The organism is Flammeovirga sp. OC4 (assembly GCF_000812565.1).
Taxonomy (GTDB): domain Bacteria; phylum Bacteroidota; class Bacteroidia; order Cytophagales; family Flammeovirgaceae; genus Flammeovirga.
Genome location: NZ_JTAM01000047.1, coordinates 1 through 14,140 on the forward strand (window position 1 = coordinate 1; position 14,140 = coordinate 14,140).

Annotated in this window: 6 protein-coding genes; all 6 read left to right on the forward strand. The window is 34.7% G+C overall.

Translation table 11 applies throughout. From position 1 onward, the window contains the following. Positions 1 to 305: 305 nt before the first annotated feature. The 6 genes from PL77_RS20005 (at position 306) to PL77_RS20030 (ending at position 13,989) form a co-directional block, all read left to right on the forward strand. Positions 306 to 1,433 carry a lactonase family protein gene (locus PL77_RS20005; RefSeq protein WP_044209408.1) on the forward strand — a complete coding sequence of 376 codons (1,128 nt, stop codon included), beginning with the start codon at positions 306 to 308 and terminating at the stop codon, positions 1,431 to 1,433. Positions 1,434 to 1,721: 288 nt separating this feature from the next. Further along, entirely contained in the window at positions 1,722 to 3,149 is a 1,428-nt protein-coding gene (locus PL77_RS20010) for a cytosine permease (protein ID WP_044209410.1), read from the forward strand. Between the two features lie 365 nt (positions 3,150 to 3,514). Then, positions 3,515 to 7,603 carry a two-component regulator propeller domain-containing protein gene (locus PL77_RS20015; RefSeq protein WP_172665910.1) on the forward strand — a complete coding sequence of 1,363 codons (4,089 nt, stop codon included), beginning with the start codon at positions 3,515 to 3,517 and terminating at the stop codon, positions 7,601 to 7,603. A 941-nt stretch (positions 7,604 to 8,544) separates the two neighbouring features. After that, positions 8,545 to 11,634 (forward strand): TonB-dependent receptor, encoded by a 3,090-nt coding sequence (locus PL77_RS20020; protein WP_082026644.1) that lies wholly within the window; start codon positions 8,545 to 8,547, stop codon positions 11,632 to 11,634. Positions 11,635 to 11,666: 32 nt separating this feature from the next. Next, a complete protein-coding gene (locus tag PL77_RS20025; protein WP_044209417.1) occupies positions 11,667 to 13,160 on the forward strand; it encodes a RagB/SusD family nutrient uptake outer membrane protein in 1,494 nt (497 codons plus the stop codon). Between the two features lie 136 nt (positions 13,161 to 13,296). Further along, positions 13,297 to 13,989, forward strand: a complete 693-nt coding sequence (locus PL77_RS20030) for a fasciclin domain-containing protein (protein WP_044209420.1) — start codon at positions 13,297 to 13,299, stop codon at positions 13,987 to 13,989. Positions 13,990 to 14,140: the final 151 nt, after the last annotated feature.

The following is a 14,140-nucleotide window of genomic DNA, read 5'->3' on the forward strand; positions in this document are numbered from 1 at the left end:
AGCCGTTAAAAATGATTTTGTTGTTTGAGAGCAGCGAGTTTAAAATCATTTAGGTGAGAGAAATGGAATTTAGCTTTTGACTTCTAAGCCTAGATTTTTTGCTTCGTTTTTCATCAATGGAAAAATGAAGAAGAAGGATGTTTGAAAGTAGATGCTATAATTGCTTGTAGAAAGGTCAATTGAAGGTTGACAATAATTTAGTTTACAATGTAGTTAAATCCAAAAAAATCAAAGGGTTCAAGTTATACACTGGCAGTGTGACTTGGACCCATATTTGTAAACAGCCTCCCTAAAAACTCTTTGAAATGAAACGACAACTCTTAATTACATTTATCTTCTTTCTTTTTGGAAATTTAGCCTTTGGTCAAAACACTTATCTCTTCGTTGGGTCCTATACCGACAGTAAAAAAACGGATGGTATTTATGTTTTTGACTTCAACTCAGAAACAGGAGCTTTAAAAGAAGTAGAACGAGAAGGCAACTTGATCAACCCTTCTTTCTTGTCTTTATCACCAAATGGCAAATATTTATATGCTTGTACTGATACAAGGTTGAAAACACATGGCTCTATCTCTGCATTTAGTATTGATAGTTTAACGGGTAAATTGACCTATATCAATAAGCAAACAACAGGAGGAAGAAACCCCGCTCATGTAACCGTAAGTCAAAATAATAAACATGTAGTAGTTTCCAATTATTCAGATCCCAGTGTCAGTTTTTTTAAAGTCAATGAAGATGGAAGTATTCAACCTATGGCTCAATTTTTTGCCTATGAAAAAGGAAGTGGAGTGCTACCAAGTAGACAAAAGGAAGCACATATGCATTCAAGTATATTCAGCCCTGATGAAAAATATGTTTTTTCACCTGATTTAGGGAGTGATAAGATAAGAGCCTTCCGTTATCACCCCAAAAAACAGTTACGACAGTCTGAAGCACATACTGTCAATACCGCACCCGGTGCAGGGCCAAGACATTTTACATTTCATTCCAATGGGGTTTATGGCTATAGCATTGATGAGTTGAGTGGGCAAGTTACTTTCTATACCTATAAAAAAGGGCATCTGGAATTTAGAAAATCGTATAATTCTTATGAGAAAGAACATAATAGTTATGCCTCAGCCGATATTCATATTTCACCTGATGGAAAATTCTTATACGCTTCCAATCGTAAAGCGGAAAATACTATTTCAATTTTTAAGATCAATACTCACAACGGAGAGCTTTCGTTGGTAGGACATCAATCTACATTAGGCAATATTCCAAGAAGTTTTGTCATAGATCCTACCGGGAGGTTTTTAATTGTGGCCAATAAAACTTCAAATAGTTTAGTGGTATTTAAAAGAGATACTGAAACAGGGTTACTGACTAAAATTGAAGAAATCAATGGAATATTGACGCCCTCAAGCTTGAAAATGAGAAGATATGCTCATTAAATTATATCTTTTCTTATGTCAAATAATGGCTAAAAAATTAGAGTATTATATCATAATTAGCATAATTATTCATTTGTCAAATATCATTTTGTGCAAATAATTCCCATAATGTGCATTTGTTGTAAAATGTACATTTATTTTATTTGTATTTATATAATCAAAGAGAATAATTAAGAAAAGAAAACAAACGAGTAAACACTAGTAATAAAAGTAGGTCTGGAATCTGACTGTAGAAGATAGTATTTCGCCTCACTTCAATTTTTTTAATTTGATAAAGCAACAATAAGTATGAGTCAGTATGTAATGGAAAATGAAGCGGAGGTCGTAGGCCAAAGCGTAGAAGATACAGGTGGAGGAGAGTTTGAAAGAGAACCCGTTCCTTCTTCCAAACTTAAAGGGTGGAAAAGCTTTTTAGGAATGTATGCCGGAGAGCATGCAGCAGGTACCGAGTTTATGATTGGACCTTTATTCCTTACCGCAGGTGTGAGTGCTTTTGACTTGATCGTAGGTTTACTATTAGGAAACCTTTTGGCGGTTTTATCATGGAGGTACTTGACTTCTGAAGTGGCGGTTAAAAACAGACTGACATTGTATTATCAGTTAGAAAAAATTGCTGGTAGAAAATTAGTGATTGGTTATAATTTAGCCAATGGTATTTTATTCTGCTTCTTAGCGGGGTCAATGATTACGGTGTCTGCAACTGCAGTAGGTATTCCATTTGATTTGGAGATGCCAAAACTGACCGATACAATGCCTAACAGTTCAATGTGGGTAGCGATTGTAGTCGTGATTGGCGTAGTAATTTCATTGATCGCCTCAAAAGGTTATGAAACGGTTTCAAAAGCGGCCAATTGGATGTCGCCAGTGATTGTATTAGCTTTCTTGGTTTCAGGGATTGTAGCGTTGGGTCAGTTGGGAGTAGGATCAGTGGATGAGTTTTGGGCAATTTGGGGAGATGGTGGAGAACCGTTTACAGGACAGACAAAATTCACCTTTTGGCATGTAGTGATTTGGTCATGGTTTGCGAATGGTGCTATGCATATAGGTATGTCAGATCTTTCAGTATTCCGTTTTGCAAAGTCAGCCAAAAGTGGTTGGGCAACGGCAGCAGGAATGTATGTAGGGCACTATATGGCTTGGATTGCAGCAGCACTTTTATATGCTGTTTATTTAAAATCACCAGAGGCGGCTACTTACTTAAACAACGGAGAAGCTCCTCCAGTAGCACCAGGACCATTAGCGTACAATGCAATCGGAGCACTAGGCATTATTGCGGTAGTATTAGCTGGGTGGACTACAGCCAACCCCACAATTTATAGAGCAGGTTTAGCATTTCAGGGTATAATGCCTAGGTTATCCACTTTTTGGGTAACGATCATAGCGGGTACAGTTGCCACTATTGCAGGACTTTTCCCAGCGTTTGCCATGAAGCTATTAGGTTTCGTAGCGTTATATGGTTTTATACTCTCACCATTTGGAGCCATTATCGTTTTCGAACATTTCTTTGCAGAAAAGTTAGGTATCACAAAAAATTACGCCGAGGTAGCAGGGATTAAATTCAATGCATCAGTCTTCTTAGCATGGTTGATTAGTTTTGGATTATTTTACTTCATCTCAGTGCAGTACGATGTATTTTTATCATTCGTTACACTGCCAGCATGGTTACTTTGTGGTATTCTATTCTTAGTATTTAGTAAATACACACAAAAGGTTTGAGTTAATTGAGAAACAGTACATAGAATAATTTAATATTTGAGATTACAAACACACGAGTAGACGATTTAAAAGGCATAAAAGGCAACTTCGCTTGAAGTTGTCTTTTAATTACTCTTTGTAATCGAAAGCAGACTTAGTTAACAAAAATACCCCCTCTTTATTATCAAATTTTAAACTAAATTTTTTAATGAAATGAAATACACCAGAAAAAAACTTTTTATACTCCTAACAACGAAAAGTATCTATCCGTTTGGGTAAATACTTTTAAATAAATTATATTGTGTTAACATTTATTTTTTAAGTCCTGTAAATCTTCGAATTGAATGTATATTACTTATAGATTTTTTTATTTTACTATACTCACTTTGACCTTACTAGCTGTCCGTTTCAACACATCTTATGGTCAACATCAGTTTAACTACTTTCGCCACATTTCCACATCAGAAGGCTTTGCTTTAAATTCTGTCAATTCTATTGATCAAGATGACAAAGGCTTTATTTGGTTTGGGACTAGAAACGGACTCATGAGATATGATGGAGTAAATTTAAAATTAATGCATCATGAAAATGAAGAGGTTAAAGGCCAAGGTATTAATGATATATATACTATTTACAAAGATAAAGGTGTAGGAATCTGGATCGGCTCAAAAAGGGGTTTAAGGGTTTACGATCAAATAAATGATTCATTGGCACGTTTACAATTACCTGACAAAATTATAAACCCTTCACGAAGAGTTTTTGATATATTGAAGGCCAACAAAGATGAATTTTTTCTAGCTACAGATGCAGGTGTTGTCGTTTATAATACAAAGACAGGTAAAATTGTAGGTAATAGATTAGAAAAAGATAATCCTACTTCATTAAGTTCAAAAAAAGTGACTTCATTGTATAAATCAGAAGACGGTACCATATGGGTAGGTACACATAATGGAGTAAACAAACTAGTAGTTAATAAAAAAGGGCGGTTAAAATTTAAAAGATACTTATACAAGAGGAAAAATGACATTCTTGTAAATGCTATTATCAATGATCATAATGGAAATGTTTGGTTAGGGACTTCTTATGGCCTTTTTGTGATGAGAAAGGGGCAGAAAAATTTTGAGCGTTTTGCAAAATTGACTGGCCAAAAGTTGACAAATAATGCAGTTCGTTGTCTTACAGTTGATCACAAAGGGAGAATTTGGGTAGGTACATATGATGGTTTAAATATCATTGATAAGGAGTTAAACGTTATTGCCAAAATAAATCATAGCCCACAAAATACTAGTGGATTAACAGGTAATAATATTCGTTCATTATTCACTGATAATAATGGGGGAGTATGGATTTCCACTTATTTTGGTGGAGTAAATTATTGGTCCGACCAGTTGATGGGTTTTGAGAAGTTTGATGAAAGACATGGTACTCAACTAGGATATAATGTTGTGAATGCTATCGTTGAAGGGGCAAACGAAAAAATTTACTTTGGTACCGAAGGTGGTGGACTGACCATTTATGACTCTAAAAACCAAATCTTTTCAAAGTTAGATGAATTAGAATACGGAAACCCTATTGGTGGTGTAAAAACCTTACTTAATGATGGAAATGATAAAGTTTGGTTAGGTACTTTTGATAAGGGACTAGTGCACTTAAACTTGAAAACTAAAAAATATAAAGAATTCAGACATAATGTAGCCGACCCTAATACTATTGCTTCTGATAAGATCCACTCTATGCAAAGAGCGATTGATGGAAGGTTTTGGGTTGGAACAATTAATCGAGGTTTAAACTTTTTTGATCCTCAAAAAAATACTTTCAAACTTTTTCATGCTCGTGATAAAAAACCTGCGATAAAGTATAATAATGTACGTTCGTTGCTAGTGAGCAAATCAGGAGATCTTTATGTGGGAACAGGCCTAGGGATATCAAAATTACCGGTTGAAAATTATTTAAAAGGTAATTTGGATTTTCATTTCTTTAAAATGGAAAACGGTGAAGAGGTAAAGTTTTACGTTAATGATATCATAGAAACAAAAGATGGAAAGGTTTGGGTAGGAGCACAAATATTAGGTGGACTTTTCTATTTGAAAGATGACAAAGTACTTTCAGTGAATTTGAAAGATGTTACATCCGTTTTTTCATTAGTAGAAGATCCCAATGATGGAAAGTTGTGGTTAAGTACAGAAAAGGGAATTGTCTCGTATGACCCTTTGACTGGTGAGCAGAAAACATTCAATAGTGATAACGGTGTTGCTAAAAATGAATTCAACAGAGGAGCAAGACTTAGAGCTTCAGATGGAAGAATCTATTTTGGAGGGGCTTCAGGAGTTACTTCTTTTCATCCTTCTTCATTAGGAAAGAAAAACACTTATGCTCCAAAAGTAGTATTAACGGATATCAATCTTTTAGGAAAGGAATTGTCTCCAGGTGATGCATCTGGAATTTTAGAGAAATCAATTGAATATACAGATGAAATAACGCTGGATTATGACCAACATATTTTCACACTTTCTTTTTCAATGCCGAATTATGTTTTTCCAGATAATAAGGAATATTCGTACCGTCTATTAGGGTTGGATGATGCATGGGTGAAAACGACAAACGACAATGTTTCTTATGCTATTCAGAAAGGAGGCGAATATATTTTTGAGGTAAAAGGATATAATAGTCATGGTATTGAAAGTAAGGAAGTTACAAGATTGAAAGTTAATATTAAAGATGCACCTTGGTTAACTACTTGGGCTTATACTTTTTATGCTTTGGTAGTGTTGGGTATTTTTGGTTTGATTACTTATTTCTTCAGGTCAAGAATTTTCTTGGAACATCAACTGGAAATGGAGACTCAAGCTTTGAGTCATCAGCAAGAAATACATCAGCAAAAGCTTCGTTTCTTTACCAATATCTCGCACGAATTTAGAACACCATTGACGCTAATATCAGGTCCATTAGAGAAATTAATAACTGATTATAAAGGTCCTAGTTCCGTTTACAAACAGCTACTAGTGATCAAGCAAAATACTGATCAATTATTCAAATTGATCAATGAGTTAATGGATTTTAGAAAACTGGAAAATAACCAAGTACAACTAAAAGCCGCAAAGGGTAATATTGTAAAGTTTATTAAAGAGATCTATCTTTCATTCTCTCAGCAGGCAAAAATCCGTTCTATAGATTATACTTTTACTTCAGAAGAGGAGGAAGTAAATGCCTATTACGATCGTGATCAATTGGAAAAAGTGTTGTACAATCTTATTTCAAATGCCTTTAAATATACTTCACCTAAAGGTGCAATCGGTATTGCGGTTGCCGTTCAAAATGAAAAGGTTACTATTGGAATTAAAGATAGTGGTATAGGCATTGAGGCTAATCATTTGGAAAAAATCTTTGATAGATTTTATATGGCATCACAAGACGGGAACCGAAAAAAGAAAAGAAATGGATCGGGAATTGGCTTAGCCATCGTAAAAGACATAGTAGATTTACATAGAGGTGAAATTAGAGTTGAAAGTGAAAAAGGTAAAGGAAGTCACTTTATCATCACGTTACAATTAGGTCATGAGCATCTCAACAGTGATGAAATCATCGAAAACTTTAAAGATAGTGAAGATATTTCTCAGTATTATGAATCTGAAGAATACTTAGAGGAAGTGAAAAATGCCACTATTGAGCTGGAAGAAGACGTAGAAAGTGAGGAAAAAGAGGCGACAATACTTGTGGTGGAAGATAATTCAGATATTAGTTCTTTCATTCATAATATTTTAGCTTCTAGGTACAAAGTACATGTGGCAGAAAATGGAGCTTTAGGTTTCCAGCAGGCACTCTCGATACAACCGGATTTAATCATAAGTGATGTAATGATGCCTGTCATGGATGGAATAGAAATGTGTTCGAAAATAAAATCGGATGATCGAACAAGTCATATTCCAGTGATGTTATTGACGGCAAGAACTTCTTTGATCTATAAAATCAATGCGTTAGAATCAGGTGCAGAAGATTATTTAAGTAAACCTTTTGAGGTGAAAGAATTGTTGTTGAAATGTAAAAACATGATCAACACGCATCATTCATTGAAAAAGAAATATGCTGATAATGGAGCTACAATGGATGTAGAAGAAGTGGTGGATTCAGTGGATCAAACGTTAATGAATAATGCAATTAAGATTATCAAAGATAACGTTGAAAATCAGTTCTTAAATATCAATTTCCTTTGTGAAGAATTGGGTATCAGTAGGTCGTTATTATTTACTAAGTTCAAAAATTGGACAGATCAAACGCCTAATGAGTACATATTGAATGTGAGAATGAAGAAAGCTGCCACATTGATAGAACAAGGAAAGGTCAATATCTCAGAAGTGGGGTATAAAGTTGGTTTTAAGAGTGCAAATTACTTCTCAAAATCATTCAAGAAACACTACGGAATGAGCCCTAAAGAATATGCCGCTAAGTTTAAAGAAAGTTTAGGCATAGAGGATTAATAGATTAGAGCAAATTACAGTTTCAAAATATACTTTCCTTCATCATCAGCCCATGACTTAAAGGGTTAGTGATGCTACATTGGTGAAGTCTTCGAAATGAATTAATTAGACAATGATCAAACCCTATTTTTCTTTCCATATGAAAGAAGGATAGGGTTCTTTTTGTCTTGATGAGAATACACTTTAGCGATGCATACAAGTTTTTTGGTGTTCAAGACTTTGTTATCAAAAATAACATGATAACATTTATTAAGATTCATATGTTTTGTGTATTTTTGCTAACAGTATGACAGATACAAATGCTATTGGTTATTTCTGGATTAATACTATAACTCAGCTATTAATGGCTTGATTCTTTCTTTAAGAAATTGTAACGTATATTAACTTTTGAGCAACGATCAGGAATAAATATTTTTTGAAATTTTAAATATTGAAATATGAAATGGAATATCACTTAAAAACAGAATTAAATGTATAAAATAGTCTATTAAAGGGGGTGAATAGTACGAATAAGACAATTTTACTTCTTTTAGAGATTATTTTTCATGGGATTTTATCGTACTTCAAATTGTCAAAACGAACGAATTTTTTCATTGAAGGATATTTTAATTGGTTTTGAAAATGTTAAAACAAATTCACTTGAATTATCCAAAGTTACCGGTAAATGAAATGGAAGGATTTATAAGTTGAAATGAACTTTTTTATTGCTCACTTTTTTTAAAACAATTTAAAATAGTATGAAATGGGAGACAATAAGCAATACTAAAGAACATGAAATGACAGGTATAATTACTTACCAAAAAACGATGACATACACTCAGCAATTTTAAATACTAATTAGGTGTATGCGACTATTATTTTTTTTGATCTTCAATTTAAGACAACACAAGATCTCATTAAACAGAGATTAGTTTTAGCGAACTAATACAAAATGTATAACCATGAAGAATAAAATTCTACAACGACTCATGTTTATGTCTGCATTTGTACTGTTGAGCAGTATCAATATGCTAGCACAAGAAACATTAACTGTATCTGGTATAGTGACATCAAGCGATGATGGACTGCCAATGCCAGGTGTAAACGTCCTTATTCAAGGTTCTAGAAATGGTACAATCACAAATATGGATGGTAAATACGTTATCAGTGCAGCGCCAAATGATGCATTAGTATTTTCATTCATCGGTTATAAAACTGAAACTGTTGCGATTGGCGGTAGAACAAATATTGACTTTCTAATGAGTCAAGACCTTGAACAGTTGGATGAGGTAGTAGTGATGGGTTATGGTCAACAAGAGACAAAGACTATATCTGGTTCAGTGGCTACAGTAAAATCTGACGATTTAAATCAAAACACTCCAACTTCGGCATTAGAAGGTATGCAAGGTAGACTTGCCGGTGTATCTATTACATCAAATGGCGGTCCAGGTTCAACTCCTGATATTAAGATTAGAGGTACATCTACACTGAATAGTGGTACAGGTCCTTTATATGTAGTAGATGGTCAGCAAATGGATGATATCGGCCATATTAACCCAGAGGATATTGCTACAATGAGTGTTTTGAAAGATGGTGCTTCTGCGGCTATCTATGGTTCAAAATCTGCGAATGGTGTAATTATCATTACAACAAAAGAAGGTAAGGCAGGTAATACAAAAGTAAACGTAAATTTTGTACAAGGTTTCAATCATCTAGCGTCAAAAATTCCTGTTTCTAATACAAGACAAGCAAGAATTTTTGCTCAGGCAAGAAGAGGTAGAGATTTTGCAGATTTACCTGCAGATTCATTGTCGACGTTGTATAACCAAGATTATGACTACCAAGAAATGATTTCAAGAGTTGGTACAAGACAGCAAGTTAACCTTTCTTTAAGTGGAGGTAGCGATGATGCTAAATTCTATTGGAATACTGGTTTTATGAATCAGGATGGTGTAATTGTCAATTCGTACCAGCAAAGATTGAACACTACATTAAACTTGAACTTTAAGGTAGGTAACTGGTTGAAATCGGGTGTAAGAGTTGTAGGTTCATATAATGAAAGCAATGGTCTAGCAACAGGTGCAGTATTTGGTCAAATCTCTACACACTACCCTTACCTTCCTGTACAAGATGCTGATGGTACATTTGTTCCTCAAACATCAAGTCAACAAAATATTTTGGCAGAAGCGTTGTTTACAGAGAAGAGAAGAAGAACCTACCGTGGACAAATGTTTACGTATGGTGAAATTCAATTCCTTCCATCTCTGACATTCAAATCTACTTTAGGTGTGAACTTGAATTTGAGAAGAAATAATGATTTCAACCCGACAATCGTACAGAAAGTGGGTCAAGCACCATCAGGTAATGAGGTTACTCAGTTAAACGTTAGTTTACAACAAGAAAACTTTATCACTTGGACGCAAAACTTTGGAAACCATCATATTACTGCAATGGCAGGTATGCAGGTCCAAACATGGAATAATGAGTATGCTAAGTTTGAGTCAAGAACATTTAATAACGATATCTTAAGTACGTTTAATAACGTGGAAGAATTAATATTAGGTCCTAAAAATACAAGAACAACGGCTACTGCTCATGCTTTAGTATCACAATACGGTCGTTTACAATATAACTTCAAAGAGAAATATTCATTGACAGCGACAGTGAGACGTGATGGTTCATCAAGATTTGGTAAGAATAACAAATACGGTGTTTTCCCAGGTGTATCAGTAGCATGGAGATTAGGAGATGAAACCTTCATGGAGCCATTAAAGCCAGTAGTGTCTAACTTGAAACTTCGTGCAGGTGTCTCTCAAAATGGTAACGAAAGAATTCCTGATTTTGAAAGTAAAACACTTTATTCTCCAGGATTCCTATACAATGGTCAAAATGGTATTTCGATTTCTCAATTGGGTAACCAAGACTTATTATGGGAAACAACACAACAAGCGTTCGTAGGTGCTGATTTTGGTTTCATGCAAGACAAAATTACAGTAAATGTAGATTACTATGAGAAAGTTACTTCAGATCTTCTATACAGTATTCCACTTCCTGCTGAAACAGGTTTTACAAGTATCAGAAGTAACATTGGTGAGATCAAAAACTCAGGTATTGAATTTAACATTTCTGCCAATATTATTAATAAGAAGAAGTTCAAATGGAGATCTTCATTTAACATTGCCACTAACGTAAATGAGGTAGTTAAATTAGCAGAGAAAGATGGTGAAATCATCCAAGGTGAATACATTATCCGTGAAGGTGGTGCAATTGGTGATTTCTATGGATTCACTGCCAACGGAGTATTCCAATATGATGAGTCCAATGCATTTGACCCTGATGGAAATCAGTTAACGCCAATTTTTGATGAAAATGGAAACTTCTCAAACTACGAATTGAATGGACAAGAGTATTCGGGTGAAATCAATCAGTTAAAATACAATAACAATGTATTGAAAGGTGGTGATGTACACTGGAAAGATCACAATGGTGACTTTAAAATTACTGCAGATGATGACCGTACTGTACTCGGTAATGGATTTGCAGACTTCTATGGTGGTTTCTTCAACGAATTCAAATATAAAGGTATCACATTATCGATCTTATTTGACTACAATTTCGGAAACGATATCTACAAGAGATATGACCAAGTTAGAAACCAACGTATGGTAGGTACAGTGGTTCCAGGTCCAGAGCGTATCGAGAATGCATGGTTTGAGCAAGGTGATGTTGCAAAGTATCCAACTTTACAATCGAGTCGTGCTAAAGTGAATAATATTCCAGGCATCAACTCTTATTGGATTAGCCAAGCGGACTTCATCAAATTACGTTCAGTACGTATCGATTATAGATTACCTAAGAAATTGATGGATAGAGTCGGATTCATTTCAAACTTATCTTTCAATGCTTCAGCGCTGAACTTATTCACTTGGACCAACTTTGATGGTTACAATCCAGAATTAGGTACAAACGGAAATGCTTTAAAACCAGGTTTAGACAACTTGAGATACCCATTATCTCGTGAGTACATCATTGGTGTGAAAGCTAATTTTTAATCTTTGTTAGGAAATTTAAAGAAATAAGAAAAATGAAAATATTAGGTAATTTTCGATGGGGAGCCTCATTGTTGATCCCGATTTTTTTACTAGGTAGTTGTGATAGCCTATTGGATGTAGAGCCTGAAAGTCAGATTAGTGAAGCACTATTTTGGAAGACAGATAAAGATGTCAATTCTGGTGTAGCTGCAATTTATGATGCTGCTCAGAAAGCTTACGGTAAGAAATATTTTATTTGGGGAGAGTTAAGATCAGATAACTTCCAGCCGATCCCAAGTGGTAATAACGATGCTGGTTTACAGTTGATGACCAACGGTCTTACGGACCAAAATGAAGACGTAAGTGGTTGGACAAATATCTATAATATGATATTGAAAGCTAATATTGCGATCAATGCAATTAAGGCTAACGATATTTCTGGAGATATTGATAACTATTTAGGTCAAGCACACGCATTAAGAGCATTTGCTTACTTTGACCTAGTAAGAGCGTATGGTGATGTACCGCTTTACTTGGAGCAAATCACGGGAGTGAATGATAATATTTTCCGTGAAAAAACTTCAGGAGAGCAAATTATGCAAGAGGTGATTATTCCTGATATGTTAGAAGCAGAAAGGTTAATTACCACACAAAAAGACAAAGCAACTTTCTCAAAAGCAGCGGTATACTGTTTACAAGCAGAAATTTACATGTACCTGGGTGAGAACCAAAAAGCAAAAGATTGTTTGGATAAATTAGAGGCGTTTAATGATTACAGCTTAACATCTGAACCATTGGAATTCCATGCATTATTTAGAAATGAGTTGCCAAGTGCTGAAGTTCCAGAAGATTTACAGGAAAATGGTCCTGAATTAATTTTCTCTATCGTTTACAATATCGATGAAGATTTGAATCAAGCGGGTATTTATGGTATTTTCTGGCCTGGTACTCCAACTTATGGTATTTCTGCTCTACTTGAGGAAAAATGGTTAAGTACGTTCCCTTCAGATTCTGCTGAATTTGTAACAAAATACCCTGATTTTACGGTAGTCAACAAAGATGAAGAAGGTAATTTAATGTATGGCGATTATCAACGATTTGGTCAACTTATTGAAGAAGCAAAAATCCCTGGTGAAAGAAGATACGCAAAGTATAATACAACAAACTATCCTACAAGAGATGACGATACGGATATTGTAGTATACAGATATGGAGGAATGTTATTATTGAAAGCTGAGGCTGAAGCAAAGTTAGGAAATTCTCAGGCAGCAGTAGATTTGGTAAACCGTATCAGAGCAGCACGTCAATTACCACAAATCAATATAGCAGACTATCCAACTCAAGAAGCAGTGCTTAATGTAGTGTTGGATGAACGTCAGTTTGAATTGTTTGCTGAAGGTGAAAGATGGCACGACTTAAGAAGAAATAACAAGGCAGTGGAAGTTTTAGGACCTATCAACGGACAGACTGAAGATAAACTTTTGTTCCCGATTTTCTTCGAACACTTAGTAGAAAATCCTAACCTAACACAAACAGAAGGTTACTAAACACTATTGGCTTGATCTAAATTACTTTAGTTAGGTTTAAAAAATAGGGAGTGATCCTAATAAAGTCACTCCCATTGCTAAATCTATTTTTTGAATAAGCCATATATTTTACTTTAAGACTTAAAATTTGATAGAAATGAAAGGTTTTATAAATAAATTAAAGAATATCTTATTACTGGGCGTAGTAGTATTGTCTGCTGCTAGTTGTGATTTAGCCCTACAAAGAGAATGGGAATATGTCAAAGAGCCAGTTGGTAACCAACCTACAGGTTTGACAGCAATGGAGTGGCTTACGATGATCAATACGGACACCACTTATAATGAAACAGATGGAACTCCACAATTTGAATATTTGACTGAAGCGATTGAATTAACAGGTATGTCAGATGTTTATGGTGATGTAAATTCGGAAAAAACATTTTTTATATTAACCAACCAAGCCATGAAAGTATTGATCAAAGACGCAACGGGGTCAGATCAAACACCTTTGGCAGATATGGATGTTGAAGTATTGAAAAGAGCATTACAGTACCATATTGTGACAGTGAAATTGGGTCAAAATGATATCCCGAAAAACGATTTCCATTTTTACTATGAGACACTTTTAGAAGGTGAGGATGGAGAAATCGAAATCGCAAAAAGACTTTTCAGTCAAAAAATGAGAATTAACTCTGATATTCCACGTCCAAGTCTTCCAGCAATTAAGACGAAGATGCCATCTACTCGTAAAGGTGTGGAAGTGTTCGCACACAACTATATCTTCACTAACGGAATTGGTCATCAGTTAAATTCATACGTAAGAAAAGCTCCTTTCTGGAGTAATGACTAAGCTTTTATAGTGTAAGTTACTTTTGACTAAAAAAGTAGCAAACCATTTTAAATATAGCTAGAGAGGCAGACAGAAATGTCTGCCTTTTCTATTTTCTTTAAGAGTAAAGGTACAGGGTGTTTCGTAGACCCATAATTTAAATTATTGAGCA

Bases quoted from the DNA above. Each gene is read 5' to 3' on its own strand.
- PL77_RS20010 (WP_044209410.1), top strand. From the start codon at position 1,722: ATGAGTCAGTATGTAATGGAAAATGAAGCGGAGGTCGTAGGCCAAAGC.
- PL77_RS20020 (WP_082026644.1), top strand. From the start codon at position 8,545: ATGAAGAATAAAATTCTACAACGACTCATGTTTATGTCTGCATTTGTA.
- PL77_RS20005 (WP_044209408.1), top strand. From the start codon at position 306: ATGAAACGACAACTCTTAATTACATTTATCTTCTTTCTTTTTGGAAAT.
- PL77_RS20030 (WP_044209420.1), top strand. From the start codon at position 13,297: ATGAAAGGTTTTATAAATAAATTAAAGAATATCTTATTACTGGGCGTA.
- PL77_RS20025 (WP_044209417.1), top strand. From the start codon at position 11,667: ATGAAAATATTAGGTAATTTTCGATGGGGAGCCTCATTGTTGATCCCG.